The organism is Burkholderia catarinensis (genome assembly GCF_001883705.2).
GTDB lineage: Bacteria > Pseudomonadota > Gammaproteobacteria > Burkholderiales > Burkholderiaceae > Burkholderia > Burkholderia catarinensis.
Genome location: NZ_MDEQ02000018.1, coordinates 45625 through 71390, shown reverse-complemented (window position 1 = coordinate 71390; position 25766 = coordinate 45625). Strand labels below are relative to the sequence as shown.

Sequence of the window (25766 nt, the reverse complement as noted above, 5' to 3'; positions counted from 1 at the left end):
GGGCGCGCCGCGCCGGCGGCGCGCGAAAACGGGGTGGCGTGGGCGCGGCGTTCAGAACGTGATCGTCGTACGCGCGCCGAGCACGAACGTGTTGCGCAGCGGCCGGGTCGCGTCGCTCGGGTTCTGGCCGGCGCCGGCATTGAACGTGTACTGCGCGTCGGCCTGGACGACCCACCACGGGTTGACCTGGTACTGGTAGGTCGCTTCGATGGCCGTCTCGCGGGTGCGCACGCCGTACGGGCCGGCCGCGAACGACTGCGCGGCCTGGTCGAGGTCGGTCACATGGCTGCCGACCTGGATGTACGTGACACCGAGGCCGACGCTGTCGTTGTCGCGGCCTTCGAACGGCGCCTTCAGCACGATCCCCGCATTGGCCGAGAAACTCACCAGGTTGCGGTCGCCCGGCGCGCCCATCACGCGTGCGAACACGCCGAGGCTTCTCGGGCCGGTCGGGTCGGGGCGCCAGATCATCTGGTCGGCGACCGCGTAGAAGCTGTAGTTGCCGTGATGCTGCTGCGCGTTGCCGTTCGACGCGGGATCCGCGAGCGACAGCCCGTCGGTGCCGATGTTCTGGTCCGCGAAGCGGCCGTTGTGATACCAGACGCCGATCTTGTAGGTGCCCGGCAGCCCGTTCGAGTGGCCCGTGTCCATTTCGCCGTCGGACGGCTGGTTCAGCGCGTACTGCAGTTCGCCGATGTAGAGCGCGCCGTTGTGCAGGTTGAAGTTCGTGCCGCTCAGGTTGTTCGAGTTGTTGCCGAGCGGGTCGCCGTCGAACACGCCCGCGAGCGCGGTGAGCTTCGGCGTGATCTGCGCGCGCACGCGCACGCCGAGGCCCGCGAGCGGATAAGCGGGGCCGCCGTTGGGCAGGTCGTACGACGGCAGCGCGGGCCAGCCGAACATCGTGTTGATGAATGTATTCGCATACGTGCTGACCATGAATTCCTGGTCCAGGCTCTGCTGGCCGATCTTCACGTCGACGCGCTTGTCGAGGAACGACTGCCGGTACCACAGCTCCCACAGGCGCGTCGTGCCTTGCGCCTCGATGCCGCTCGCGGTGTTGAGCGTGCCGAGATTCCGCGCACTCAGGTTGGTGCCGTGGATCTGCAGTGCGCTGACGTTGAACGTGCCGCCGGGCAGGCCGATCGCCTTTTGCGTATCGATCGTCAGCGTCGCCGTCGTCAGCCCGTCGTACGCGCCGCCACGGTTCAGGCCGCCGCGCAGGTTCGCGAGGTATTCGCTGGTTTCGGTGATCTGCATCGTCGCGCCGTATTTGCCGAGCCACGGGCGGATGCCGCCCATGTCGCCGAGCAGGCTCTGGCGCGTCCAGACGCCGGTCCACATGTCGGTCGGCTTCGCCTGGATCGCGAGGTCGGCCTCGGGCGCTTCGGGTTGCGCGTCGACCGGCGTGCCGGCGAACGCGGCGCCGCTCGCGAACGATGCGCACGCGAGGACGGCCGCACAGGCGGCGGTGTGCATCCGGGCGCGGACGCGGTCTCCGTGGAACGACGCAACCTTCATATCAAATTCCTGGTTCTATTTGGTTTGGAGTCCTGCTTGTTGGTCGCTGTCCCGACGCTTGGCACCGATCGGCCAGGGCATGAAGAAGAGCGCAACGCGGCGCATCGTAGGAGCGTCAGATGGGAAAGTCAATGTAAACGAGAATGATTCGCATCTATATTACCGAATGTAATCCGGACGCTTACAGATGGGCGCGGCGTGCGTTTGGCGGCGAGGCAAATCGTAAATATCAGCGTAATGAAAATGAAATAATTCGACGCGGATCGATGGATCCGCGGGAAGGGGGCGCAGATCGTCCGTCCAGCGGGTGCGAGCGGGCGCGTCGCGGCGGACGGAATCGACGCCTGCGCAGGCTTTTTCATGCGATGTCGCCAGGCGCAGGAACTCGGTGCTTACCCGGTGTTCAAACGGGGCTGGATGCGATTCGCGGGCCGCGCGGGTCCGCTCGCCATGCTGGGGAGTGTTCGTCAGGGTTTTGTTTTGAAAGGGGTTTTTGTTGTTTTCCTGCGGTTTCCCCCGCTGCGTCGCCGCCCTGAAAATTCATCCGGTTCCCCTTCTTGAATTTGTCAAAACCCGTCCATATAATTAGCACTCGCTGCACGAGAGTGCTAACAATTCTCTGCCGGGCGATCCGCCGGGCAGATTCCCTAAGCGTTCTTCAATCTCAGTCAAGAGAGGAGTGAATATGAACCTTCGTCCTTTGCACGATCGCGTGATCGTCAAGCGCCTGGATCAGGAAACCAAGACCGCCTCGGGCATCGTGATCCCCGAAGCAGCAGCCGAGAAGCCGGACCAGGGTGAAATCCTGGCGGTCGGCCCGGGCAAGCGCGACGACAAGGGCGCGCTGATCGCGCTCGACGTCAAGGTTGGCGATCGTGTCCTGTTCGGCAAGTACGCCGGCCAGACCGTGAAGGTCGACGGCCAGGAACTGCTGGTCATGCGCGAAGAAGACATCATGGCCGTGGTCAACGCGAAGTAAGCGTCCACTGACGGTACATATTCCCAAGAATTCAAGGAGTTAGAAGATGGCAGCTAAAGACGTCGTATTCGGCGATTCCGCCCGTTCGAAGATGGTCGAAGGCGTGAACATTCTCGCCAACGCAGTCAAGGTCACGCTGGGTCCGAAGGGCCGCAACGTGGTGCTCGAGCGCAGCTTCGGCGGCCCGACGGTCACCAAGGACGGTGTGTCGGTCGCGAAGGAAATCGAGCTGAAGGACAAGCTCCAGAACATGGGCGCGCAAATGGTCAAGGAAGTGGCTTCCAAGACCAGCGACAACGCAGGCGACGGCACGACGACGGCAACCGTCCTCGCGCAATCGATCGTTCGCGAAGGCATGAAGTACGTTGCATCGGGCATGAACCCGATGGACCTGAAGCGCGGCATCGACAAGGCAGTCGCAGCGGCTGTCGAAGAGCTGAAGAAGATCAGCAAGCCGTGCACGACGAACAAGGAAATCGCACAGGTCGGCTCGATCTCGGCGAACAGCGATTCGTCGATCGGCGATCGCATCGCTGAAGCGATGGACAAGGTCGGCAAGGAAGGCGTGATCACCGTCGAAGACGGCAAGTCGCTGGCTGACGAGCTCGACGTCGTCGAAGGCATGCAATTCGACCGCGGCTACCTGTCGCCGTACTTCATCAACAACCCGGACAAGCAAGTCGCCGTCCTCGACAACCCGTTCGTGCTGCTGCACGACAAGAAGGTGTCGAACATCCGTGATCTGCTGCCGGTACTCGAGCAAGTCGCGAAGGCTGGCCGTCCGCTGCTGATCATCGCTGAAGACGTCGAAGGCGAAGCGCTCGCAACGCTGGTCGTCAACAACATCCGCGGCATCCTGAAGACCGTTGCGGTCAAGGCGCCGGGCTTCGGCGATCGCCGCAAGGCCATGCTGGAAGACATCGCGATCCTGACCGGCGGTCAAGTCGTCGCGGAAGAAACCGGCCTGACGCTCGAGAAGGCAACGCTGGCAGAACTGGGCCAGGCGAAGCGCATCGAAGTGGGCAAGGAAAACACGACGATCATCGACGGCGCAGGCGAAGCCGTGAACATCGAAGCACGCGTGAAGCAAGTGCGCGCGCAAATCGAAGAAGCGACGTCGGACTACGACCGTGAAAAGCTGCAAGAGCGCGTGGCCAAGCTGGCCGGCGGCGTGGCAGTGATCAAGGTCGGTGCTGCGACCGAAGTCGAAATGAAGGAAAAGAAGGCACGTGTCGAAGACGCACTGCACGCAACGCGCGCAGCTGTGGAAGAAGGCATCGTGGCAGGCGGCGGCGTCGCGCTGATCCGCGCTCGCACCGCGATCGCAGGCCTGACCGGCATCAACGCCGACCAGAACGCCGGCATCAAGATCGTGCTGCGCGCAATGGAAGAGCCGCTGCGCCAGATCGTCACGAACGGCGGCGAAGAAGCCAGCGTCGTGGTGGCGGCAGTTGCTGCAGGCAAGGGCAACTACGGCTACAACGCAGCGACGGGCGAGTACGTCGACATGGTTGAAGCCGGTGTCGTCGACCCGACCAAGGTCACGCGTACCGCACTGCAGAACGCAGCTTCGGTTGCCGGCCTGCTGCTGACGACGGACGCAGCCGTCGCGGAACTGCCGAAGGAAGACGCACCGATGGCGGGCGGCATGCCGGGCGGCATGGGCGGCATGGGCATGGACATGTAATCGACTTCGGTCGATGGTGTCCGGAACGCGCAGCGATGCGCGTTCCAGCCAAAAGAAAAGACCCGCAGCGATGCGGGTCTTTTTTTATGGGTGCTTCAAGAGCGATCGGGATCAGAAGCCAGGCAGGTAGCACGAAGCCTCGTCATCTTCGTCGTGGAGGCCGTAGCTGCACGCGAACGGATCGTGCCAGCCGTTGTGGCGGCCGTTGTAGAGATAGACCGTGTTGTCGTTCGATGCCCATGTCAGCGACGCGGTGCCGCTGGAGGAAACGCGCCACCTCCCCGAACTACCGTCCGGGAACGAAACGGTACCGCTCGAATGGCAGGGCGAGTAGTAATCATGGACGACAAACTTGCCGTCAATCGGCGCGGCTCTGGAAAAGAACCGTTTCAGTTGGGCGACCGTCGGCGCGAAGTTCTTGCATGCGTCCCTCGTCATCGGATCGTCCGGGTTCGACGTCTGGCCGGATTGCTCAACTGTCACGGCGTTTACCCCTCTGGCTTGGCAGATGGCGATCGGGACGCACAACGCAACCGCGGCGACACATCTGGCGAGATTCATGGCGTCACTCCCACCGTGCCGTGCTCGCTTCGGTGGCGTTCTTGCGCCCGACCTCCGGGTGCCGATAGACCTCTCTCATCTCGACGTTCAGCGTCTCGGACAATTCGCGAACCAGCCATTCGAGCGATGAATTCTGTTCGGCCGTGACGCTTTCGTAGACCAGCTCCGCGGTTTTCTCGTTGGGGTAGTACATGCCGACGAGTTCGATTCCGATTGCGTCCGAGTTGGACGGATAGCGGTGCGGAAACGCTTTCCGGGATTCGTGACGATGGGATGCCGCGGGGCCGGCCTGGTACGCGCGCCTTGCCGCCCGGAGGTCCGCGGTCGAGCACTTGAGCGTCGTGATACAACGGGACTGCAATTTGCCGACGTGATTGGTGATTCTGTTCAGGGAGGCGGTCTGATAGATCGTTCCATCCTTGTCGATCAGGAAATGGGCGCCGTTCGGCACGTGCGTGGTGTTGCTATAGCTATTGAACGTGCTCGAGATAGTGGCACCCCCGGTTTGATGGACGACGATTCCGTTCACGTGTTCCATCGGCCCTCGTTCGATGGATGAATATATTCTGACGGTCACGCGTTCGGCATCGACATGGCCCTGCGTTGAAATGAAAAGCATGACTATCTCCGATCCTCAGGTCGCTTTGCCGATTTTGATGTCGTATCCCGCCGTGACCGTTCCGCTACTCCCGCCTTGGGCGTTCTGAACGACATACTCTTGCCTGATGCGGGCGAAGGAGAGTTGAACTGCCTCTCGCGGCCGCGCCATGTTCAAATTGGCGACCGAATTGATTCGCGTGATCAGTACCTCGTCCAGCGTGATCTTCAGGTATTCGAGCGGCACGCCGCCAGCCTTGCGCACGACGAGAACGGCGTTTTCGATGTGATTTCCTTTCAGGCAATGCAGCATGAGGATCGGCGATGCGCGATCGACATAATGCTCGATGGTCAGGTCATTGGCCGTGCATTTGCCTTCAGTGCTACCGGTGCCTGAAAGCGTGGTCGATAGCTGGGCAGCGGACCAATCCCACTCCAATACCTCGATCTCGTCCGGATGAGCGGCATCTCGAGATTCGCCCCTGATGCCGGTCAGTTTCAGGAAAATATCCTGCGCCATCGCATACTCCTGTGCATCGGTCACATTGAATGAAACGAACCCTAACATCGCGCATGGAGGCCAATCTATGGGACCGGTTCGATTTCTGGCGAGCTCGGGAGTTGAAAAGTACGACGTCAATTCAGCGGTCAGCCGAGAATCGAGTCAAGTCGAGCGGGCGCGAACGCGGATTCGGCCGTGATGACGCGAATCCGTGTCGGACTGAATAGGCGGAATTGCGCGAGCCGATGGATCGGATATCGGACTGCGCGGGGCGGGAAACCGAAGGTTCAGAGGGGGCGCACCGAACTGGCGGTCGTTGTCGATACACCGTGTGCATCAGCATTGACTTGCCGATGCCGAGTGCATGACGAACGCGTGCTGCAAAGGGGCGAGAAGGGGGCGGCGTCCGAGTGATCAAACGCTGGCCGCCCCAGGCGACTCAATGCCGGTGCGACGTCCTCGGCAACAGGTCGGCCTTCGTGGCCGGCGGCGTGTCGGAGTCTTCGTTGCTGCGCGCCCAGAAGAACCGGTCGGGCAGGTGCGCGCCCATGCCGGGCCGGAACGCGTCGCGTACGGCCTGATACAGGTACTCCTGCGCCTCTCGCACCGCCTCGGGCGGCTCCTGGCCGTTCGCGAGCAGCGCCGCGATGGCCGCGCCGAGCGTGTCGGTGATGCCCATCAGCCGGTGCGGCGAGCGATCCCACATATCCTCGCGGAGCTGGCCTTCCTCGCCGTACAGCGTGTTGACGAGCCGGTGCGAGCCCATCTCGGACGACAGGATGTACTCGCAGCCCTGCGACAGCAGGTGCGATACGGCTGCGTCGAGATTCGGCGCCTCGGCGTCGCCGTCCGGCTGCGCGAGCGCGATCAGCGTCGCGTAGTCGGCGACCAGCAGCGTGGTTTGCGGCGCCAGCAGGTCGGCGATCGATTCGCGCAGGTCGTCGGCCGCGAGCACGTGCTCGTCGTCGAGCGTGAAGTCCGGCGCGAGCACGAGCGGCACGCCGTCGTAGTCGGCGACGACCTCGGCGATCGCGCTCACGACTTCCGCGCGCGTCGCCGCGCCGATCTTGAACGCGGCAACCGGCATGTCCTCGAGCAGCATGCGCGCCTGGGCGGCGACGACGTCGGGATCGAGGCCGGTCACTTCATCGCAGGCGGCCGAGTCGCGCACGGTGTAGCCCGTCAGGACGGACACGCCGTGACAGCCCATGCTCGCCAGGGTCATCAGATCGGCTTGGATGCCGGAGCCGCCAGTGGGATCGGACAGGCCGAAGGTGAGGACGATCGGAGGGGCGTTGCTGGACATGTAAAAATGGGGCAAGAGAAAAACGGAAAAGCGACGGACATGCGGACGGCGAGGCGAGTGGGCTTTTTAGCCCCCGTGTTGCCCGGCAGGCCGCACTTTCCGATCATTATGCGGTGGAATCCTGCCCGCACGACGGATTTTTTAGCACAGCGCAACGTAGTTGCCGTACTCCAGCGCGATTGCTAGGCAGTCCGGCCCCGACACGGTACCATCATGGCTCCCGAATTTACCGACTTTCCCGACGCGGCTTAAGATGGAATACAAGAGCTGGATGTGCCTGATTTGTGGCTGGATTTACGACGAAGAAGCCGGGCTGCCCGAAGAGGGCATTGCCCCGGGCACGCGCTGGGAAGACGTCCCGATCAACTGGACGTGTCCCGAATGCGGCGCCCGCAAGGAAGACTTCGAGATGGTCCAGATCTGACCGGACCCTTGGCCCACGGACACCCCGCTCCGGCCTCGCATCGGCCCGGCGCTCGCGCGCCGCGGTTCGCGCGAGCGGCTTGACGATGACAGGCGCGCGTGTCCATGACGTCCGATCCGGCGAACGTTCCCCAACCTGACGCACTGCCCAACCCGCGCGGCGGGGCCGTGCGCGCGGCCGACGCATGGCTTGCGGCGGCCGCCGAGGCATTCGAGCGCCGCGACGATGCGGCCGCGCCGCTGTCCGCAGCCGCGGCCGTGCTGGCGGAAGCCGGCTGGCTGCCGGCCGCGCGTTTCGCGGGGCAGCTGTCGGCCGCCGCGCCGCTCGTCGCCGCCGAGCCGACCTCGGCCGGCTGGCGTGCCGCGCTGCGCGATTTCCGCGCGGCCGTCGGGCGCCACAACCTGCGCGAGCTCGCCTGTTCGCCCGTTCTCTTCGAGCATTTCCGTGCGTTGCGTGCGCAAAGCGCCGCCGACCTGCGCGCGAGCGCGCCGCTCGATGCGCTCGCGCTCGTCGGCCGCGCGGTGCCGCCGGCCACGCTGCGCGCGCTGCCCGACGCGTTGGCGACCCGGATCCGCGCCCGCTACGAGCAGGCGCTGCTCGGCGTGCTGCGCGCGGAGCGCGGCGCGCCTGACGCGGCGCTCGACGAACTCGATGCGATGCTGGCCGCGCTCACCGACGACGGGCCGTACGATTTCTGGCGGCTCGCGACCGCGTGCCTGCGCGCGCTGCGCGCAAGCGGCGCGCCCGAGCTGAAGCGCTTTCTCGCGCGGACGAACCTGCTGCTCGGCGAGCACGCGCAGGGCCGGCGCAGCGCGCCGCCCGAGCTCGTGCGCGAGACGGTGGCGCTGCTGTGGCGCGATTTAGCGCTGTTCGGCGCCGCGGCCGAGGATGTCGCGCTCGTCGACGTGCTGCACGACTACGGGCTGACGGTCGACTGGCACGTCGCCGGCACGCCCGCGTCCGAAGCGCTGTGGGAGGCGGATGCCGCGCGGGCCGAGCACGACGCGGTCGCCGCCGCGCCGACCCGCGCGCTCGGCGTCGTGACGGTCAACGCGCATGCCTATGAGGATTTCCTGCAGACGGCCGATGCGTCGATGGCCGACCTCGCGGCCGATCCGGCCGCGGCCGACCCGGGTGCCGCGTGGCACGCGTCCGCGGCCGCCTACCGGGTCGGTACGGCCGCGTGCGCGCTCGGGCTCGGCCACGCGGCGCTCCTGGCCGACACGCTCGGCCTGGCGTGGCGCCGTGCGGCGCACGGCGTGCCGCTCGCCGACGGCGGCCTCGATGCGCACGGTCACGCGTCCGACATGTTGCGCGCGGCGTTGCTGAAGATCGCGGCCGGCGTTGCGCCGCCGGACCTCACCGCGGCGTCCGAAGCGCTCGGTGCGGCGCTCGGCCGGACCTGACGAACAAGGGGACGGACACGCGATGGCAGCCCTTGCCGCGCGGGCCCGCAACACGCTGCCGACAGCGCCCGCGCGCGTGTTAGAGTGCCGTGTGATCCGCGCGCGCCGTTGCCAGCGTGGCGCGGCGTTGCTTGTTGATCGCGGCCCGGTCAGGTCGCGGCGTCTTTGCTAAAATTCAAACCATGTCAAAGCCTTCCGATCGCATCAATCTCACCAACCAGTTCCTGATCGCCATGCCCAACATGGCCGATCCGACGTTTTCGGGAACGGTGGTCTATCTTTGCGATCACAGCGAGCGCGGTGCGCTCGGCCTCGTCATCAACCGTCCCACCGACATCGACCTCGAATCGCTGTTCAACCGCATCGACCTGAAGCTCGACATCGAGCCGCTGCTGCACATTCCGGTGTACTTCGGCGGCCCGGTCCAGACCGAGCGCGGCTTCGTGCTGCACGAGCCGGTGGAGGGCGCGAGCTACAACTCGTCGATGTCCGTCGAGGGCGGGCTGGAAATGACGACGTCGAAGGACGTGCTCGAGGCGGTCGCGACGGGCACCGGCCCGAAGCGCTTCCTGCTGACGCTCGGCCATGCGGGCTGGGGGGCAGGGCAGCTCGAGGAAGAAATTTCCCGCAACGGCTGGCTGACCGTGGCCGCCGATCCGCGCATCGTGTTCGACACGCCGGCCGAGGAGCGCTTCGAAGCCGCGCTCGGCCTGCTCGGCGTCAGCTCGGCGATGCTGTCCGGCGAAGCAGGGCACGCATGAGTGGCGCGAGCGCGCGCGATGCGACGCTCATGGCGTTCGACTACGGCGAGAAGCGTATCGGCGTCGCGATCGGCAATGCGCTGACGCGCTCGGCCCGTGCGCTCGTCGTGATCCAGAACCTGAACCGCGAACACCGCTTCAAGGCGGTCGGCGACCTGCTGGCCGAATGGCGGCCGGACGCGCTCGTCGTCGGCCTGCCGATGCATCCGGACGGCACGCCGCACGACATGACGCAGCAGGCGAAGCGTTTCGGCAACCAACTGAACGGCCGCTTCGGGCTGCCCGTCACGTGGGTCGACGAGCGCTATTCGTCGGTCGAGGCCGAAGCCGGGCTGCGCGAGCGCAACGTGCGCGGCCGCGCCCGGGCCGAGATGCTCGATGCCGAGGCCGCGCGCGTCATCCTTCAACAGTATCTCGATCAATTGTCCGACCATGAGCACCATTGACGCCGAGGCGCTTTACCGCGTCCTGCTCGACCAGGTCCGCGCCGCGTACGGCACGGCTTTCGCCGAACCGGGCGGCCCGCGGCTCGCCGGCATTTACAGCGGCGGCGCGTGGCTTGCCGAGCGCCTCGCGCGCGATCTCGGCGCGCCGGCATTCGGCGTCGTGAACGTCGCGCTGCATCGCGACGACTACGCGAAGAAGGGGCTGCACAGCCAGGCCAGCCCGACGTCGCTGCCGTTCGACGTCGACGGCGCGCGCATCGTGCTCGTCGACGACGTGCTGTACACCGGGCGCACCGTGCGCGCGGCGCTCAACGAGCTGTTCGACTACGGCCGTCCGGCCGCGGTCGAGCTCGCGGTGCTCGCCGATCGCGGCGGCCGCGAGCTGCCGGTTGCCGCGCGCTTCGCGGGCGGCGCTCTCGACGTGCCGGCCGGCGCGACGCTCGTGCTCGCGCGCGACGATGCGCAGTTCACGCTGCGCGTCGAGGCACACGGCGCCTGAGCGAAACGCGAACCGTATCCCGGGCCGCCGGCTTGCGCCGCGGCCCGTTTGCATAGTTGGAATCACGCACACCATGACCACCGACACCACTGGCCGCACCGGCAATCCCGCCGCGGCCGCGAGCCCCGACCGGTTTCGCTACGGTTTCCTGAAGGGCAACCCGCAGCTCACGAAAAACGGCGAGCTGAAGCATCTGCTGTCGATCGAGGGCCTGCCGCGCTCGATCGTCAACCACATCCTCGATACGGCCGAGCAGTTCGTCAGCGTGACGGACCGTGAAGTGAAGAAGGTGCCGCTGCTGCGCGGCAAGTCCGTCTTCAACCTGTTCTTCGAGAACTCGACGCGCACGCGCACGACCTTCGAGATTGCCGCGACGCGCCTGTCGGCCGACGTGCTGAACCTGAACATCAATGCGTCGTCGACGAGCAAGGGCGAATCGCTGCTCGACACGATCAACAACCTGTCGGCGATGCATGCCGACCTGTTCGTCGTGCGCCACGCGTCGAGCGGCGCGCCGTACCTGATCGCCGAGCACTGCGCGCCGCACGTGCACGTGATCAATGCCGGCGACGGCCGTCATGCGCACCCGACGCAGGGCCTGCTCGACATGTACACGATCCGTCACTACAAGCGCGACTTCACGAAGCTGCGCGTGGCGATCGTCGGCGACATCCTCCACTCGCGCGTCGCGCGCTCGGATATCCACGCGCTCACCACGCTCGGCGTGCCGGAAGTGCGCGCGATCGGCCCGCGCACGCTGCTGCCGGGCGGCCTCGAGCAGATGGGCGTGAAGGTGTTCCACAACCTCGACGAGGGGCTGAAGGGCGTCGACGTGATCATCATGCTGCGCCTGCAGAACGAGCGGATGAGCGGCGCGCTGCTGCCGTCCGCGCAGGAATACTTCAAGACCTGGGGCCTGACACCCGAGCGCCTCGCGCTTGCCGCACCCGACGCGATCGTGATGCACCCGGGCCCGATGAATCGCGGCGTCGAGATCGATTCGCAGGTCGCCGACGGTCCGCAGTCCGTGATCCTCAACCAGGTCACGTTCGGCATCGCCGTGCGGATGGCGGTGATGGGCATCGTCGCCGGCAACCACGACTGAGCCCGCTTTCGCGCATCCTTTTCACGCAATCAACGCATTCACTAGACAGCGCATGAAGATTCATATCAAAGGCGGCACGCTGATCGACCCGGTCGCCGGCACCGAGCGGCAGGCCGACGTATTCGTCGCGGCCGGCAAGATCGCCGCGATCGGCACGGCGCCGGCCGATTTCAACGCCGCGAAGACCATCGACGCGTCGGGCCTGATCGTCGCGCCCGGCCTCGTCGACCTGTGCGCGCGGCTGCGCGAGCCCGGCTACGAGCACAAGGCGACGCTCGCGTCCGAGATGGCCGCGGCCGTCGCGGGCGGCGTCACGACCCTCGTGTGCCCGCCGGACACCGACCCCGTGCTCGACGAGCCGGGCCTCGTCGAGATGCTGAAGTTCCGCGCACGCAACCTGCACCAGGCGAACGTGCATCCGCTCGGCGCGCTGACGGTCGGCCTCAAGGGTGAAGTGATCACCGAGATGGTCGCGCTGACCGAATCCGGCTGCGTCGGCTTCACGCACGCCAACGTGCCGGTGCGCGACACGCAGGTGCTGCTGCGCGCGCTGCAGTATGCGAGCACCTACGACTACACCACGTGGCTGCGCCCGCTCGACGCGTTCATCGGCCGCGGCGGCGTCGCCGCGAGCGGCCCCCTCGCGTCGCGGCTCGGGCTGTCCGGCGTGCCGGTCGCGGCCGAGACGATCGCGCTGCATACCATTTTCGAGCTGATGCGCGTGACGGGCGCGCGCGTGCACCTCGCGCGATTGTCGTCGGCGGCCGGCCTCGCGCTAGTGCGCGAGGCGAAGGCCGAGGGGCTGCCCGTGAGCTGCGACGTCGGGGTGAACCACCTGCACCTGATCGACGTCGACATCGGCTACTTCGATTCGCAGTTCCGGCTCGATCCGCCGCTGCGCAGCGAACGCGATCGCGAAGCGATCCGCGCGGCGCTCGCCGACGGCACGATCGATGCGATCTGCTCCGACCACACGCCCGTCGACGACGACGAGAAGCTGCTGCCGTTCGGCGAAGCGACGCCCGGTGCGACGGGCCTCGAGCTGCTGCTGTCGCTGACGCTGAAATGGGCGGACGAGACGCGCACGCCGCTTGCGCAGGCATTGAGCCGCATCACGTCCGCGCCGGCCGACGTGCTGAAGCTGCCGGCCGGCCGCCTGGCCGAAGGCGGCGCGGCCGATCTCTGCGTGTTCGACCCGCGCGCGCACTGGCGCGTCGAGCCGCGTGCGCTGAAGAGCCAGGGCCACAACTCGCCGTTCCTCGGCTACGAACTGCCCGCTTGCGTGCGCACGACGCTCGTTGCCGGGCAGGTCGCGTTCGAGCGCCACTGAACCACGCCGGACCCTCGCCATGACCGCCCTTCGCAAGCTGCGTCTCGTCTTTCACCTGTTGCGCGGCATGGCGACCGTCGCGCTGCGTTTTTCGCACGTCACGCCTGCGCACCGCGCCGAGATGACGCGCCGCTGGTCGCTCAAGATGCTGCGGATCTGCGGGATGCGTATCGTCGTCCATAACGACGGCGCACGGCTCGACGCGAGCGCGCTCGTGGTCGGCAATCACGTGTCGTGGCTCGATATTTATGCGATCAACGCGTGGCGGCCGACGCCGTTCGTGTCGAAGGCCGAGGTGCGGCAGTGGCCGGTGGTCGGCTGGCTTGCCGAGAAGCTCGACACCGTGTTCCTGCAGCGCGAGAAGCGCACCGAGGCGATGCGGATCATGCACGAGATGGCCGATCGCCTGCGCAACGGCGGCGTGATGTGTGTGTTCCCGGAAGGGACGACGACCGACGGGCAGGAACTGCTGCCGTTCCATGCGAACCTGTTCCAGGCCGCGGTATCGGCCGGCTGCGCGGTGCAGCCGATCTGCCTGATGTACGAGGACGCGCAGCGGCGGCAGTCGGTCGCGCCGGCCTACACGGGCGAGCTGTCGCTCGGCAAGTCGCTCGACATGGTGTTGCGCGGCGGCCCGCTCGTCGCGCACCTGTACGTGTGCGAACCGATCGCGCCGGGCGGCGACCGGCGGACGACGTCCGCGGCGGCGCGCGATGCGATCGCGGCCGCGCTCGCGACGCTGCAGGCGAAGGTCGGCAAGCCGTCGGCCGAGTCGCTCGCGGAGCTGGCCACGCATGCGTATCCGGCGACCGAGATCGGTGCGGGTGCGGCCGGCGAAGGCGCCGCTGACGAGCCGGTGGCAGGGCGCGAGGGCTGACGCGCCAGTGCGCGGTGTGCCGACTCCGGGGTGGTCAGTCGGGATGGTCGGCGATGCGCTGCGTCTCGATCCCGAGTGCTCCGGATGCGTGTCGCCTGACGACGACATAGTCGTGGTATTCCGGTTGTTCGGACGAATACGCGCTCAGGTACGCTTGATTGTCCCAGTGAGAAATCTCCGGTGACGATGCGCGCTGGTAGACATCCGACACGGGACGGTTGTCGTTCTGCTGCTCGTGCGGATACCAGTCGAGATGTCGGCCGTCGAACGGCGTGTACACGCGCATGCCCGGCTTCAGGCGCCGGAACGGCTGCGCGGAGCGATGCACGGCAAAGGTCGTGTCGATCGGCGCGTGCAGGTGCGCGATCTCCCGGCCGCCGATCGTGCTGATTTCGGGACGCTGGTGCCAGAACTGGCTGATATGGCGGTTCATCACGCGCCCGAAGAGCGGGTAGCTTTTCCGGATGTCGTCAATTTTCAGCATCGGACCGACGCACTCGATGTCCGAAAATGCGTTCAACAGTTCGAGATAGACCACGATCGCATCGGGGCTCGATTCGGCGAGGTCGATATCGCAGTCCGTCACGATGTACGGGCCAGATTCTCGGGACGAAAACACCGCCGATACGGTTTCGTCGACGAGATTCAGTTCGTTGGCGTCCGAAATGGATGCCCGCTTGAACACGCGGATTCGATCGTGCTCGAGTTCGTCGAGCACGCGCAGCGTTTCAGGATCACTGCTGCCATTGTCGTGGACGACGATCTCCACGGGCACGCTCTGGCGCCAGTACGACGCGATGACGCGCCGGAGCATCGCGCCCCGGTTGTACGAAATGACGACCAGCGGCAGGGGCAGGAATCCGGACTCGCCGGGCAGTGCTTCCCGACGGGGGATTGGCGCCGGCAGATATTGGCGGCCTTCACGTTGGCCGTGCTCGAGGTAATGCTGCGCCGGATCGACGCGGGCAGCGCGTACGTCGGGATGCAACAGCAAATACGCTTCGGCAGAAAAGTCGGGCGGCAGGCTGCTCATTGATTTCCTCGATATCCGGACATCGTGTACTTTCCGGAATTTACCGTGCGAAGTCGAGGTGTTTTTCCTGCAGGTTCACGGGGGATTCATTCCCCCGACGTACCGCACGCTTCGCACTGCACCTGCGTGACCGTGCGCTGCGCCGGATCGGCCGTCAGCCGCACGGCAGACAACTGGTTTCCCCATACGCATCCCGAATCGAGCGCGACTACGTTGTCGCGCAGCATTAGGCCGAGCGCGGCCCAGTGGCCGAACACGACCGTCACGTCCGCCGTGCGGCGCCCCGGTACGTCGAACCACGGCAGGTAGCCTGGCGGCGCGCTGTCGGGGCCGCCGTTCGCCTTGAATTCCATTGCGCCGTCGGGCGTGCAGAAGCGCAAGCGCGTGAATGCGTTGAACGCGACGCGCATCCGGTCGCGTTTCTTCAGGTCCGCGCTCCACTGGTTCGGCTCATTGCCGTACAGCTTCTGCAGCGAGTCGCGCCAGTCGGGCGCGCGCAGCGCGCGCTGGAGTTCGTCGGCGAGTTCCAGCGCGAGCGTGGTGTCCCATTGCGGCAGTACGCCTGCGTGGACGAGCAGCATGCCGTGTTCGAAGTGCGCGAACGGGCGGTGGCGCACCCAGTCGAGCAGGGCTTCGGCGTCGGGAGCGTCGAGGATCTCGCCGATCGTGTCGCCCGGGCGTTCGGTGCGCAGGCCGGCAGAGACGGCGAGCAGGTGGAGGTCGTGATTGCCGAGGACGACGGTCGCACGCGGGCCGAGGTCGACGAGCGCGCGCAGCGCGGCGAGGGAGCCCGACCCGCGGTTGACGACGTCGCCGGCGATCCAGAGCGGGGTGTCGGCGGGGGGCGAAAGCTTTTCGAGCAGCGACTGGAAAGCGGAATGACAGCCTTGGATGTCGCCGATGGCGATGGGGGTGCGAGTCATAGGGCGGCGGATTTTGCGCGTGTCGACGGGGTAGGAAGAATTATCCAGAAATGATGGTTTATAGAAATTTATATTCCCGATAATTTAATAAAATGGCAAAAAATTTCGCATTCGGTAAGGGTTCGGAGCGCTGTATCAAGTTGTTAGCGGCGTGGCAATTGCGCAGGGGGGCTCCCTATAATTGTCGGTTCCCCCAACAAAATTAGCATTTCATGACTTTGGAAGCCATGTCGAGCGGTTAAAATTCCCGGTCTGACATAACGGTCACAAGTTGCTGGTTGCTGGCACTTGCGAATCTGATGCGGCAAACGCTTGACGGTGTTCGCCGCGCATTACTAGAGGGAGCCTCATGATCCTGGTTACGGGCGGCGCGGGTTTTATCGGTGCCAATTTTGTACTCGACTGGCTACGCGCATCCGACGAAGCCGTGCTCAACGTCGACAAGCTGACGTACGCAGGGAACCTGCGCACGCTGCAGTCGCTGGACGGGAACCCGAAGCATGTGTTTGCGCGCGTCGACATCTGCGACCGTGATGCGCTCGATGCGCTGCTTGCCGAGCACAAGCCCCGTGCCGTGCTGCACTTCGCGGCGGAAAGCCACGTCGATCGCTCGATCCATGGTCCCGCCGATTTCGTGCAGACCAACGTCGTCGGCACGTTCACGCTGCTCGAGGCAACCCGCCAATACTGGAACGGCCTGAGCGACGCCGACAAGGCCGCGTTTCGCTTCCTGCACGTGTCGACCGACGAGGTGTTCGGCTCGCTGTCCGCGACCGATCCGCAATTCTCCGAGACGACGCCGTACGCGCCGAACAGCCCGTATTCCGCGACGAAGGCGGGCTCTGACCATCTGGTGCGCGCTTACCATCATACGTACGGCCTGCCGACGCTGACGACGAACTGTTCGAACAACTACGGCCCGTACCAGTTCCCCGAGAAGCTGATTCCGCTGATGATCGCGAACGCGCTTGCCGGCAAGCCGCTGCCCGTTTATGGCGACGGTCAGAACGTGCGCGACTGGCTGTATGTCGGCGACCACTGCAGTGCGATTCGCGAAGTGCTCGCGCGTGGCGTGCCCGGCGAGACCTACAACGTCGGCGGCTGGAACGAGAAGAAGAACCTCGAAGTTGTGCACACGCTGTGCGATCTGCTCGACAAGGCCCGCCCGAAGGCGGCGGGTTCGTACCGCGACCAGATTACCTATGTGACGGATCGCCCCGGCCATGACCGCCGTTATGCGATCGATGCACGCAAGCTCGAGCGCGAGCTCGGCTGGAAGCCTGCGGAAACGTTCGAGACCGGTCTGGCGAAGACGGTCGACTGGTATCTCGACAATCAGGTCTGGGCCGATGAAGTCGCATCGGGCGAGTACCGCAAGTGGGTCGAGACGAACTACGCAAAACGTACCTGAGGAGAGAAGCGATGGCACGCAAAGGCATCATTCTCGCCGGCGGTTCCGGCACACGGCTGTATCCGATCACGCACGTCGTATCGAAGCAGCTCCTGCCGGTGTACGACAAGCCGATGATCTACTATCCGCTGTCGACGCTGATGATCGCGGGTATTCGCGACGTGTTGATCATTTCGACGCCCCAGGACACGCCGCGCTTCGAAGCGATGCTCGGCGACGGCAGCCAGTGGGGGATGAATATCCAGTACGCGGTGCAGCCGTCGCCCGACGGTCTCGCGCAGGCGTTCATCATCGGCAAGGAGTTCGTCGGCAACGATCCGTCGGCGCTGATTCTCGGTGACAACATCTTCTACGGCCACGACCTGGCGAAGCAACTCGAGCGTGCGCATGCGCAGGAAACCGGCGCGACCGTGTTTGCGTATCACGTGCATGATCCGGAGCGTTATGGTGTCGTCGAGTTCGACAAGTCGTTCCGCGCGCTGTCGATCGAGGAGAAGCCGGCCAAGCCGCGTTCGCACTACGCGGTGACCGGTCTGTACTTCTACGACAACCGCGTGTGCGACATCGCGGCCGATATCAAGCCGTCGCCGCGTGGCGAGCTGGAAATCACCGACGTCAACTCGCGGTATCTCGCCGACGGCGCACTGAACGTCGAGATCATGGGCCGTGGCTACGCGTGGCTCGATACCGGCACGCACGATTCGCTGATCGAGGCGGCCAGCTTCATCGCGACGCTGCAGAAGCGGCAGGGCCTCGTGGTCGCGTGTCCGGAGGAAATCGCCTATCGCCGCAACTGGATCGATGCGGAGCAGGTGCTGAAGCTCGCACAGCCGCTCGCGAAGAACGCCTACGGTCAGTACCTCAAGAACATTCTCATGGATCAAGTCGCATGGCCATCCAAGTAACGGCGACGGCGTTGCCGGAAGTCAAGATCATCGAACCGAAAGTGTTCGGCGATGCGCGCGGGTTCTTCTACGAGAGCTTCAATGGGCAGGAATTCGCCGAGCAGGTCGAACCCGGTATCGAATTCGTGCAGGACAACCATTCGCGTTCGTCGAAGGGCGTGTTGCGCGGGCTGCATTATCAGATCCAGCACGCACAGGGCAAGCTTGTTCGTGTGGTCGAGGGCGAGGTGTTCGACGTTGCAGTCGATATTCGCAAGGGTTCGCCGAACTTCGGCAAGTGGGTGGGGGTCGTCTTGTCGAACGATAACCATCGGCAGCTGTGGGTGCCGCCCGGCTTTGCGCACGGTTTCGTCGTGCTGTCGGAGGCTGCGCAATTCCTCTACAAGACGACCGATTACTGGTTCCCGGAGCACGAGCGCAGCATCGTGTGGAACGATCCCGAGATCGGGATCGAATGGCCGATCGATTTCGAGCCGTTGCTGGCCGCGAAGGATGCGGCCGGCAAGCGTCTGAGCGAAGCCGAAGTCTATGCGTGAGGTGGGTGTGAAAGCTGAACCGACGATCCTCGTGACCGGCGTGAACGGGCAGGTCGGATTCGAACTGCTGCGTTCGCTGCAAGGCCTGGGGCGTGTGGTCGCGTGCGACCGCTCGATGCTCGATCTGTCCGATCTCGAGCGGGTGCGCAGCGTCGTGCGTGACCTGAAACCGTTGATCATCGTGAATCCGGCTGCGTATACCGCCGTCGACAAGGCTGAAACGGACGTCGACGCCGCGCGTCGTCTGAATGCCGAGGTGCCGCGCGTGCTGGCGGAGGAGGCAGCGCGCAGCGGCGCGGCGCTGGTTCACTATTCGACCGACTACGTGTTCGACGGCACCAAAGAGTGCGCCTACGTCGAAACGGACGCGACCAATCCGCAGAATGTGTACGGGCTGACCAAGCTCGAAGGCGAGCAGGCCATCGCGGCAGCAGGGTGCGCGCACCTGATCCTGCGGACGAGCTGGGTGTACGGGCGTCGCGGCAAGAACTTCCTGCTGACGATGCTGAAGCTCGGCAGCGAGCGTCCGGAGCTGCGCGTGGTCGCTGACCAGATCGGCGCGCCGACCTGGTCGAAAACCATCGCAACGGCAACATCGCACATCGTGGCCCAGGCGTTGGCGACCGATGGTGCGGACTGGTGGGCGCAGCATTCCGGCGTTTATCACTTCACGTCGGCCGGCGCGACTTCGTGGCACGGTTTTGCCGAAGCCATTCTTGCGAATGCGTTGGGTGAGCGTGCGCCGAAGGTCGTGCCTATTCCGGCGAGCGACTATCCGGTGCCTGCCAAACGCCCGTCCAATTCGCGACTGTCGCACGACAAGCTGACCGAAGCGTTCGGGTTGCGGTTGCCGGACTGGGCCGATTCGCTGAAGCTGTGCCTGAGTGAGTAACTTGGGCCAGCATCCCCCGCATCAGGAGCGTACCGGTGTCGTGATCGTGTTTTATCGACCGGATCACGGTTGCGTGGCGCGCGCGAATCGACTTGCCAAAGTATGGCCATGCGTCGTGGTCGACAACACGGAGAGCGTGCCCGCGCCGGACGCGCTTGGGCTCGACGCACGCATCGACTATATCGCGAACGGGGCGAACCTCGGTATTGCGACGGCGCTCAACCAGGGTATCGAACGACTGATCGCGACGGGTTGCCGGTCGGCATTGCTGTTCGATCAGGATAGCGAACCCTCGGACGAATTGCTGGTGGAATTGCCCCGGACGCTAGCGGCCGAGCGCATGCGCAAGCATCGCGTGGCGCTGGTCGGGCCCGCGTACGAGGATGCGCGACTGGGCGGTGTGGCGCCGTTCGTCCGCTTCGGCTACCTGAAGCTGCGCCGCATTCAGCCGGAAGGGGTGCAGCCGATCGACGTCGACTTCCTGATTACGTCGGGATCGTGCGTGAACCTCGACGTGTGGCGCGACATTGGCCCGATGGACGACGCGCTGTTCATCGACTTCGTCGATCTCGAATGGTGTGTCCGGGCGCGTTCGAAAGGATATTCCGTGCTCGGGGCGCCGGCGTTGCGGCTGACGCACGAGCTGGGCGGCGAGCCGGTCAGGGTTTTCGGACGAAGCTACCCTGGCCACGGCCCGGTTCGGCATTATTATCTGTTCCGCAATGCGATCGCGCTGATCCGGCGCGCCTATGTGCCATGGAGCTGGAAGTCGACGGAGCTCGTCAAGATGCCGGTCCGGCTTGCGATCTACGCGTTGTTCATGCAACCTCGCCTCGCGCACCTGCGGTTGTCACTGCTGGGAATCTGGCACGGACTGACCGGTCGTACCGGTGCGCTGTGACGCGCACGGGACGCTGTTTTTCAATCTTCACTCAATTAGAAAGCTTGCATGCTGACTCTTTCACTTGCTGACCTCAAACAGAGCATCGCGTCCTGGCGGTTGTGGACGCTGCTCGGCTGGCTCGAAATCCGGCAGCGCTACGCGCGCTCGCGAGTCGGGCCGTTCTGGCTCACGATCAGCATGGGCGTGATGATTACTTCGCTCGGTGTCGTTTATGGCACGTTGTTCGGGCAGAAGATGAACGAATATCTGCCGTTCCTTGCGTCGAGCATCGTGCTATGGGGGCTTTTCTCGCAGACGATTCAGGAGGGGAGCATTGCGTATATCAGTAGCGGGTCCTACATCAGACAGGTTCCCACGCCGAAGCTGATTTACATTCTGCAGGTCGTATGGCGGAACTTGATCGTTCTGGCCCACAACTTCGTGATCGTCATCGGTCTTCTGGTGATCTTCGGCGTCAAGAGCTGGGAGACGCTGCCGATGTTCATTCCCGGGTTGCTCATCTACGTGCTGAATGCGATGTGGATCGCAATGCTGACAAGTTTGTTGTCGGCACGCTTTCGCGATCTTCCGCAGATTATCGGTGCGCTGCTTCAGGTCGCCTTCTATGTCACGCCCATCATCTTCCGTCCCGATGCGCTGAACCGGTTTTCATTCATCGTCGAATGGAATCCGCTTGCGTACCTGATCGATGTCGTGCGCGGTCCGTTGATTGGGCAAATGCCCAGTGCGCTGACGTGGGAAGTGACCATTGGCATGGCGGTCATCGGATGGCCGATCGCGTTGCTGATGACCGGTCGTTATCTGAAACGTCTGCCGTACTGGATCTGAAGAGGGCGACATGGCACACATCGAACTAAAGAACGTGACGCTGGATCTGCCGATCTACGACGTGCAGGGCCGTTCGCTGAAGAAACAGGTGCTTCGCATGGGACGACGCAACCGGATTGCCGAAGGCAACGACGGTGTCATCGTGGTACGTGCGCTCGACGACCTGAGTTTTCGCTTTGAACGCGGCGATCGCGTGGGGCTCATCGGGCACAACGGCGCAGGGAAGTCGACGCTACTGCGTGCAATGGCGGGCATTTATCCTCCGACGTCCGGTACTCTGTCTCGAGAAGGCAAGGCCGTGCCTTTGCTCGACATCAGCCTCGGCATGGACGAGAACTCGACGGGCATGCAAAACATCCGTTTGCGCGGCCTGCTGCTCGGTATGTCCGACGCCGAGATTCGCGAGAAGCAGAGCGATATCGCCGCGTTCAGCGAATTGGGCGACTATCTCGATCTTCCTATCCGCACGTATTCCAGCGGGATGAAGATGCGACTCGCCTTTGCCGTGTCGACGTCGGTCGATGCCGAGATCCTGTTGCTTGACGAAGTCATGGGTGTTGGCGACGCTTCGTTCATGCATAAGGCTGAGGCGCGCCTCGAAGAGTTGCATGACCGTGCCGAGATCGTCGTGCTCGCGATGCACTCGAACAGGGAAATTCGCAAGGTGTGCAACAAGGCGCTCTGGATGGAGCGTGGACGTGTGCGCGCATTCGGGGAGGTTGAAGACGTTGTGTCGCAATACGCGGCCTCGGTGGGCGAATGATCGCGGTGAAATGGAACGCCGACAGGACGGGGTGCTGAGCTGATGAAGTTGCGTAAAGCACGCTCGTTCGTGAATCGGGTGGCCGGAGACGGTGGGTTGCGACTGGTCGTGCGCAAGGCCTACGGTATTTTCCGCCGGGAAGGCCTCGCCGGCGTGAAGAGCCGCATCGCGTGGTTGCGCGCGGGTGCGCCGGGCGTGGTCGATCCGAATCTGTATGCCGAATGGGTGCGCCGCTACGATCAGATCGACGATGCGACGCGGGTGGCCATTCGCGAACGCATCGCGGGATTTGCAAGCTCGCCGCTGATTTCGGTGGTGATGCCTGTCTACAATCCCGATCCGAAATGGCTTGTGGAGGCGATCGAGTCCATCTGCGGACAGCTTTATCCGCATTGGGAACTCTGCATTGCGGATGACGTGTCGACCGATCCGGCCATTCGCCCGTTGCTTGAGCGCTATGCGGCCCAGGACCAACGGATTAAGGTCGCATTTCGCGAGAAGAACGGCCATATCTCCGCAGCATCGAATACTGCACTCGAACTCGTGACGGGTACATGGGTCGCGCTGTTCGATCACGACGATCTGTTGCCGGAGCATGCCCTTTATTGCGTCGCGGACGCGATCGTGTGTGATCCTTCAATTCGGATGATCTATTCTGACGAAGACAAGATCGACGGATCGGGCAAGCGCCGCGAGCCGTACTTCAAGTGCGACTGGAACCCCGATCTGTTTCTTTCGCAGAACATGTTCAGTCATCTGGGGGTGTATCAGAAGGCGTTGCTGGACGAGATCGGCGGATTCCGGGTGGGTTATGAAGGGTCGCAAGACTATGATCTGGCGCTTCGTTGCGTCGATCGAGCGGGTGCCGAGACAATCCATCACATTCCCCGCGTGCTGTACCACTGGCGCGTTCATGCCGAAAGCACGGCATCGGGCACAGATGCGAAGCCATACGCGGTGGTGGCCGGCGAGCGGGCGCTCAACGATCACTTCGAACGAATGGGAATTCGCGCAGTGGCCGAGTACGCAGGCAACGGTTACCGTGCACGCTATGCGATGCAGAACCCGGTGCCGCTCGTCAGCCTGATCATACCGACGCGAAACGGGCTGGACCTGATACGGCAGTGCATCAAGAGTATCGTTGGCAAGTCTACGTACGGAAACTACGAAATTATCGTCGTAGACAACGGCTCGGACGACCCGGCAACACTTGATTATCTCGCGTCGCTCAAGAGTGACGGGCGTTTTCGGGTATTGCGCGACGATCGGTCGTTTAATTTCTCGGCGCTATGCAATTCGGGTGTCGAGGCGGCGAACGGCGAGATCGTGGGGCTGCTCAATAACGATGTCGAGGTGATCTCGCCCGAGTGGCTATCGGAAATGGTCAGCATAGCAATGCAGCCGGGGGTCGGCGCAGTCGGCGCTAAACTGCTCTACCCAAACGATACGGTTCAGCACGCCGGCGTGGTGCTTGGGCTGGGTGGTGTGGCGGGGCACGTGCACAAGCACATCCCTCGTAGATCGTTCGGCTATTTCGGGCGGGCTAGCCTGATCAGTTCTTTTACCGCGGTCACGGCGGCGTGCATGATCGTGCGTAAGTCGGTCTATCGCGAGGTGGCGGGGATGAACGAACAGAATCTGAGCGTGGCGTTCAACGATATCGACTTTTGCATCCGCTTGCGGGAAGCCGGCTATCGTCATGTGTGGACCCCATACGCAGAGCTGTATCACCATGAGTCGGCGACGCGCGGATACGAGGACGACCCTGTCAAGCAGGCTCGCTTCGCGGGGGAGGTCGAGTACATGCAGACGCACTGGGCGGAATTGCTTCGCGATGACCCCTCCTACAGTCCCAATCTGACGTTGAACGACGAGGATTTCGGCCTCGCATGGCCGTCGAGAGCGCCCGCGCTTGCGTGAGCGCGTGAGCTGAGCGGTGGCGGCCGGGTTCAGCCGGAATCGATGAGTCGTACTGATCTGGCAGTCTGAAATTTGAAGGCATATCGTAACGGAGTTGACGTGAACATCTTCCCTGTAGTTTTGTGCGGCGGTAGCGGTACCCGTCTCTGGCCATTGTCGAGGGGCGGTTATCCGAAGCAGTACCTGAAGCTGGCCGGCGACCATACGCTGGTGCAGCAGACCGTGCTGCGCCTGCAGGGCATGCCCGGCGTCGAAGCACCGATCATGATCACCAACGCGGATCAGCGCTTTATCGTGGCCGATCAATTGCGCAGCATCGACGTGACAGCGTCGGCTGTCGTCCTGGAGCCGGTAGGGCGTAATACCGCGCCTGCGGTTGCCGCGGCGGCACTTCTTGCGATGGAGCAATCGCCCGATGCGTTACTGCTCGTGCTGCCGTCCGACCACGTGATTCTCGACAACGCGGTGTTCGCGGAGCTGGCCGAGAAGGCACGGGATATAGCGAGCACAGGGCATCTCGTCACGTTCGGTATCGAGCCGACGAAACCGCACACCGGCTACGGCTACATTCGCAGCGGCAACGGGCTGGGCACACACGACGGTGCGTTCAAGGTCGACGCATTCGTGGAGAAGCCGGATGCCGATACGGCCGCGCGCTTTGTGGCGGAAGGCGGCTATTACTGGAACAGCGGCATGTTCATGCTGAAGGCGTCCGCCTATCTCGATGAACTGAAGCGCTTCGAGCCGGCCGTGCTCGAACAGGTTGCGCTGTCGGTGAAGCAAGCGAAACGCGACGAGGATTTCGTTCGACTGGACGCCGATGCCTTTCAGGAAAGCCCGAACATTTCGATCGACTACGCGGTGATGGAGAAAACCGATCACGCGGTGATGGTCGCGGCTGCCGGCCTGAACTGGAGCGACATCGGTTCGTGGGCCGCGCTCGCGGAAATTTCGGATGCCGACGAGACGGGCAATACGGTGTCGGGTGATGTCCTGACTGACGAAGTGTCGGACAGCTATATCCGGGCCGAACATCGCATGGTCACGGCCATTGGCGTCAAGGATCTGATCATCGTCGAAACGGCGGACGCAGTGCTCGTGACGCACCGCGACCAGTCCGAACGTGTGAAGAAGATCGTCGAGCGCCTCAGTGCGTCGGGGCGGCACGAATCGGTGACGCACCGGAAGGTCATCCGGCCGTGGGGTTCGTACGAGAGCATCGATCAGGGCGAGCGCTTTCAGGTCAAGCGCATCATCGTCAACCCGGGCTCGTCGCTCAGCCTTCAAATGCATCATCACCGGGCCGAACACTGGATCGTCGTGCGCGGTACTGCACGGGTGTTCAACGGTGACCAGGTCATTCTGCTGAGCGAGAATCAGTCGACCTATATTCCGTTGGGTGTCACGCACCGCCTGCAGAACCCGGGGAAGATTCCGCTTGAGCTGATCGAGGTTCAGTCGGGCTCCTACCTGGGCGAGGACGACATCGTGCGTCTCGACGACAACTACGGCCGGGATGTCGTGCCGGCGACCGGCAAGTAATTGCATACGGAAGATCCGGCGTGGTCCCGATCTCGCATTTGCCGCGAGCATCGCGCGTCTGCGTAGTCGAACGGGGCCGGGAATTTCAACACACTGAATCAACTGGAATGA

26 protein-coding genes are annotated in these 25766 nt (G+C 64.0%); 19 read left to right on the top strand and 7 right to left on the bottom strand.

Annotated features, from left to right (window positions below):
* Positions 1 to 51 precede the first annotated feature (51 nt).
* Positions 52 to 1518 carry a carbohydrate porin gene (locus tag BFF94_RS26190; protein ID WP_219140028.1) on the bottom strand — a complete coding sequence of 489 codons (1467 nt, stop codon included), beginning with the start codon at positions 1516 to 1518 and terminating at the stop codon, positions 52 to 54.
* Between the two features lie 685 nt (positions 1519 to 2203).
* Here BFF94_RS26190 and groES point away from each other — a divergent pair.
* On the top strand, positions 2204 to 2497 hold the full coding sequence (gene groES, locus BFF94_RS26185) for a co-chaperone GroES (protein WP_069746035.1): 294 nt from the start codon (positions 2204 to 2206) through the stop codon (positions 2495 to 2497).
* A gap of 46 nt (positions 2498 to 2543) precedes the next feature.
* A complete protein-coding gene (gene groL, locus BFF94_RS26180; RefSeq protein ID WP_128843851.1) occupies positions 2544 to 4184 on the top strand; it encodes a chaperonin GroEL in 1641 nt (546 codons plus the stop codon).
* Positions 4185 to 4295: 111 nt separating this feature from the next.
* Here groL and BFF94_RS26175 read toward each other — a convergent pair whose 3' ends face one another.
* The 4 genes from BFF94_RS26175 to BFF94_RS26160 all read right to left on the bottom strand — a co-directional run bounded on the left by BFF94_RS26175 (position 4296) and on the right by BFF94_RS26160 (position 7150).
* Positions 4296 to 4745 (bottom strand): hypothetical protein, encoded by a 450-nt coding sequence (locus BFF94_RS26175; protein WP_128843850.1) that lies wholly within the window; start codon positions 4743 to 4745, stop codon positions 4296 to 4298.
* Between the two features lie 4 nt (positions 4746 to 4749).
* The gene (locus tag BFF94_RS26170; RefSeq protein ID WP_128843849.1) at positions 4750 to 5364 is read right to left on the bottom strand and encodes a peptidoglycan recognition protein family protein; all 615 of its coding nucleotides are present in this window, start codon (positions 5362 to 5364) and stop codon (positions 4750 to 4752) included.
* A 15-nt stretch (positions 5365 to 5379) separates the two neighbouring features.
* Positions 5380 to 5862, bottom strand: a complete 483-nt coding sequence (locus BFF94_RS26165; RefSeq protein WP_128843848.1) for an Hcp family type VI secretion system effector — start codon at positions 5860 to 5862, stop codon at positions 5380 to 5382.
* A gap of 421 nt (positions 5863 to 6283) precedes the next feature.
* A complete protein-coding gene (locus BFF94_RS26160; protein ID WP_128843847.1) occupies positions 6284 to 7150 on the bottom strand; it encodes a hydroxymethylpyrimidine/phosphomethylpyrimidine kinase in 867 nt (288 codons plus the stop codon).
* 253 nt (positions 7151 to 7403) lie between these two features.
* On the opposite strand from BFF94_RS26160, the gene BFF94_RS26155 reads away from it, so the two are divergent.
* The 8 genes from BFF94_RS26155 (at position 7404) to BFF94_RS26120 (ending at position 13998) form a co-directional block, all read left to right on the top strand.
* Positions 7404 to 7574, top strand: coding sequence for a rubredoxin (locus tag BFF94_RS26155; protein ID WP_004186709.1), 171 nt, complete (start codon positions 7404 to 7406; stop codon positions 7572 to 7574).
* Between the two features lie 104 nt (positions 7575 to 7678).
* Complete coding sequence (locus BFF94_RS26150; protein WP_219140027.1) at positions 7679 to 8980, top strand: hypothetical protein; 1302 nt, start codon at positions 7679 to 7681, stop codon at positions 8978 to 8980.
* Between the two features lie 182 nt (positions 8981 to 9162).
* Positions 9163 to 9741 carry a YqgE/AlgH family protein gene (locus tag BFF94_RS26145; RefSeq protein WP_128848656.1) on the top strand — a complete coding sequence of 193 codons (579 nt, stop codon included), beginning with the start codon at positions 9163 to 9165 and terminating at the stop codon, positions 9739 to 9741.
* Complete coding sequence (gene ruvX, locus BFF94_RS26140) at positions 9738 to 10187, top strand: Holliday junction resolvase RuvX (RefSeq protein ID WP_128848654.1); 450 nt, start codon at positions 9738 to 9740, stop codon at positions 10185 to 10187. Before BFF94_RS26145 ends, ruvX begins: the two co-directional genes overlap by 4 nt.
* Positions 10174 to 10686 carry a bifunctional pyr operon transcriptional regulator/uracil phosphoribosyltransferase PyrR gene (pyrR, locus tag BFF94_RS26135; protein ID WP_219140026.1) on the top strand — a complete coding sequence of 171 codons (513 nt, stop codon included), beginning with the start codon at positions 10174 to 10176 and terminating at the stop codon, positions 10684 to 10686. The genes ruvX and pyrR overlap by 14 nt, the downstream gene beginning before the upstream one ends.
* A gap of 73 nt (positions 10687 to 10759) precedes the next feature.
* A complete protein-coding gene (locus BFF94_RS26130) occupies positions 10760 to 11791 on the top strand; it encodes an aspartate carbamoyltransferase catalytic subunit (protein ID WP_128843020.1) in 1032 nt (343 codons plus the stop codon).
* A 52-nt stretch (positions 11792 to 11843) separates the two neighbouring features.
* Complete coding sequence (locus BFF94_RS26125) at positions 11844 to 13121, top strand: dihydroorotase (protein ID WP_219140025.1); 1278 nt, start codon at positions 11844 to 11846, stop codon at positions 13119 to 13121.
* Between the two features lie 19 nt (positions 13122 to 13140).
* The gene (locus tag BFF94_RS26120; protein WP_219140024.1) at positions 13141 to 13998 is read left to right on the top strand and encodes a lysophospholipid acyltransferase family protein; all 858 of its coding nucleotides are present in this window, start codon (positions 13141 to 13143) and stop codon (positions 13996 to 13998) included.
* A gap of 34 nt (positions 13999 to 14032) precedes the next feature.
* Here the strand turns inward: BFF94_RS26120 and BFF94_RS26115 are convergent, their stop codons facing one another.
* Positions 14033 to 15031 carry a glycosyltransferase family 2 protein gene (locus BFF94_RS26115; protein ID WP_128843021.1) on the bottom strand — a complete coding sequence of 333 codons (999 nt, stop codon included), beginning with the start codon at positions 15029 to 15031 and terminating at the stop codon, positions 14033 to 14035.
* An 86-nt stretch (positions 15032 to 15117) separates the two neighbouring features.
* Positions 15118 to 15954: a symmetrical bis(5'-nucleosyl)-tetraphosphatase gene (locus tag BFF94_RS26110; protein WP_128843022.1), complete on the bottom strand. Its 837-nt coding sequence runs from the start codon at positions 15952 to 15954 to the stop codon at positions 15118 to 15120.
* A 349-nt stretch (positions 15955 to 16303) separates the two neighbouring features.
* Between BFF94_RS26110 and rfbB the strand changes: the two genes are divergently transcribed.
* The 9 genes from rfbB to BFF94_RS26065 all read left to right on the top strand — a co-directional run bounded on the left by rfbB (position 16304) and on the right by BFF94_RS26065 (position 25655).
* Positions 16304 to 17365, top strand: a complete 1062-nt coding sequence (gene rfbB / locus BFF94_RS26105) for a dTDP-glucose 4,6-dehydratase (protein ID WP_128843023.1) — start codon at positions 16304 to 16306, stop codon at positions 17363 to 17365.
* Positions 17366 to 17376: 11 nt separating this feature from the next.
* Entirely contained in the window at positions 17377 to 18270 is an 894-nt protein-coding gene (gene rfbA, locus BFF94_RS26100; protein WP_128843024.1) for a glucose-1-phosphate thymidylyltransferase RfbA, read from the top strand.
* On the top strand, positions 18255 to 18806 hold the full coding sequence (rfbC, locus tag BFF94_RS26095; protein WP_128843025.1) for a dTDP-4-dehydrorhamnose 3,5-epimerase: 552 nt from the start codon (positions 18255 to 18257) through the stop codon (positions 18804 to 18806). The genes rfbA and rfbC overlap by 16 nt, the downstream gene beginning before the upstream one ends.
* A complete protein-coding gene (gene rfbD, locus BFF94_RS26090) occupies positions 18799 to 19698 on the top strand; it encodes a dTDP-4-dehydrorhamnose reductase (protein ID WP_128843026.1) in 900 nt (299 codons plus the stop codon). Before rfbC ends, rfbD begins: the two co-directional genes overlap by 8 nt.
* Before the next feature lie 40 nt (positions 19699 to 19738).
* Positions 19739 to 20599 carry a glycosyltransferase family 2 protein gene (locus BFF94_RS26085; protein ID WP_128843045.1) on the top strand — a complete coding sequence of 287 codons (861 nt, stop codon included), beginning with the start codon at positions 19739 to 19741 and terminating at the stop codon, positions 20597 to 20599.
* A 48-nt stretch (positions 20600 to 20647) separates the two neighbouring features.
* Positions 20648 to 21430: an ABC transporter permease gene (locus tag BFF94_RS26080; protein ID WP_128843027.1), complete on the top strand. Its 783-nt coding sequence runs from the start codon at positions 20648 to 20650 to the stop codon at positions 21428 to 21430.
* A gap of 10 nt (positions 21431 to 21440) precedes the next feature.
* A complete protein-coding gene (locus tag BFF94_RS26075) occupies positions 21441 to 22193 on the top strand; it encodes an ABC transporter ATP-binding protein (protein WP_128843028.1) in 753 nt (250 codons plus the stop codon).
* Positions 22194 to 22235: 42 nt separating this feature from the next.
* Positions 22236 to 24113 (top strand): glycosyltransferase family 2 protein, encoded by a 1878-nt coding sequence (locus BFF94_RS26070; protein WP_219140023.1) that lies wholly within the window; start codon positions 22236 to 22238, stop codon positions 24111 to 24113.
* Between the two features lie 99 nt (positions 24114 to 24212).
* On the top strand, positions 24213 to 25655 hold the full coding sequence (locus tag BFF94_RS26065) for a mannose-1-phosphate guanylyltransferase/mannose-6-phosphate isomerase (RefSeq protein WP_128843029.1): 1443 nt from the start codon (positions 24213 to 24215) through the stop codon (positions 25653 to 25655).
* Positions 25656 to 25766: the final 111 nt, after the last annotated feature.

What these genes read in the sequence shown, in the direction of transcription:
- BFF94_RS26190 (WP_219140028.1), bottom strand. Translation starts at nt 1,518, where the DNA reads ATGAAGGTTGCGTCGTTCCACGGAGACCGCGTCCGCGCCCGGATGCAC.
- groES (WP_069746035.1), top strand. Translation starts at nt 2,204, where the DNA reads ATGAACCTTCGTCCTTTGCACGATCGCGTGATCGTCAAGCGCCTGGAT.
- groL (WP_128843851.1), top strand. Translation starts at nt 2,544, where the DNA reads ATGGCAGCTAAAGACGTCGTATTCGGCGATTCCGCCCGTTCGAAGATG.
- BFF94_RS26175 (WP_128843850.1), bottom strand. Translation starts at nt 4,745, where the DNA reads ATGAATCTCGCCAGATGTGTCGCCGCGGTTGCGTTGTGCGTCCCGATC.
- BFF94_RS26170 (WP_128843849.1), bottom strand. Translation starts at nt 5,364, where the DNA reads ATGCTTTTCATTTCAACGCAGGGCCATGTCGATGCCGAACGCGTGACC.
- BFF94_RS26165 (WP_128843848.1), bottom strand. Translation starts at nt 5,862, where the DNA reads ATGGCGCAGGATATTTTCCTGAAACTGACCGGCATCAGGGGCGAATCT.
- BFF94_RS26160 (WP_128843847.1), bottom strand. Translation starts at nt 7,150, where the DNA reads ATGTCCAGCAACGCCCCTCCGATCGTCCTCACCTTCGGCCTGTCCGAT.
- BFF94_RS26155 (WP_004186709.1), top strand. Translation starts at nt 7,404, where the DNA reads ATGGAATACAAGAGCTGGATGTGCCTGATTTGTGGCTGGATTTACGAC.
- BFF94_RS26150 (WP_219140027.1), top strand. Translation starts at nt 7,679, where the DNA reads ATGACGTCCGATCCGGCGAACGTTCCCCAACCTGACGCACTGCCCAAC.
- BFF94_RS26145 (WP_128848656.1), top strand. Translation starts at nt 9,163, where the DNA reads ATGTCAAAGCCTTCCGATCGCATCAATCTCACCAACCAGTTCCTGATC.
- ruvX (WP_128848654.1), top strand. Translation starts at nt 9,738, where the DNA reads ATGAGTGGCGCGAGCGCGCGCGATGCGACGCTCATGGCGTTCGACTAC.
- pyrR (WP_219140026.1), top strand. Translation starts at nt 10,174, where the DNA reads ATGAGCACCATTGACGCCGAGGCGCTTTACCGCGTCCTGCTCGACCAG.
- BFF94_RS26130 (WP_128843020.1), top strand. Translation starts at nt 10,760, where the DNA reads ATGACCACCGACACCACTGGCCGCACCGGCAATCCCGCCGCGGCCGCG.
- BFF94_RS26125 (WP_219140025.1), top strand. Translation starts at nt 11,844, where the DNA reads ATGAAGATTCATATCAAAGGCGGCACGCTGATCGACCCGGTCGCCGGC.
- BFF94_RS26120 (WP_219140024.1), top strand. Translation starts at nt 13,141, where the DNA reads ATGACCGCCCTTCGCAAGCTGCGTCTCGTCTTTCACCTGTTGCGCGGC.
- BFF94_RS26115 (WP_128843021.1), bottom strand. Translation starts at nt 15,031, where the DNA reads ATGAGCAGCCTGCCGCCCGACTTTTCTGCCGAAGCGTATTTGCTGTTG.
- BFF94_RS26110 (WP_128843022.1), bottom strand. Translation starts at nt 15,954, where the DNA reads ATGACTCGCACCCCCATCGCCATCGGCGACATCCAAGGCTGTCATTCC.
- rfbB (WP_128843023.1), top strand. Translation starts at nt 16,304, where the DNA reads ATGATCCTGGTTACGGGCGGCGCGGGTTTTATCGGTGCCAATTTTGTA.
- rfbA (WP_128843024.1), top strand. Translation starts at nt 17,377, where the DNA reads ATGGCACGCAAAGGCATCATTCTCGCCGGCGGTTCCGGCACACGGCTG.
- rfbC (WP_128843025.1), top strand. Translation starts at nt 18,255, where the DNA reads ATGGCCATCCAAGTAACGGCGACGGCGTTGCCGGAAGTCAAGATCATC.
- rfbD (WP_128843026.1), top strand. Translation starts at nt 18,799, where the DNA reads ATGCGTGAGGTGGGTGTGAAAGCTGAACCGACGATCCTCGTGACCGGC.
- BFF94_RS26080 (WP_128843027.1), top strand. Translation starts at nt 20,648, where the DNA reads ATGCTGACTCTTTCACTTGCTGACCTCAAACAGAGCATCGCGTCCTGG.
- BFF94_RS26075 (WP_128843028.1), top strand. Translation starts at nt 21,441, where the DNA reads ATGGCACACATCGAACTAAAGAACGTGACGCTGGATCTGCCGATCTAC.
- BFF94_RS26070 (WP_219140023.1), top strand. Translation starts at nt 22,236, where the DNA reads ATGAAGTTGCGTAAAGCACGCTCGTTCGTGAATCGGGTGGCCGGAGAC.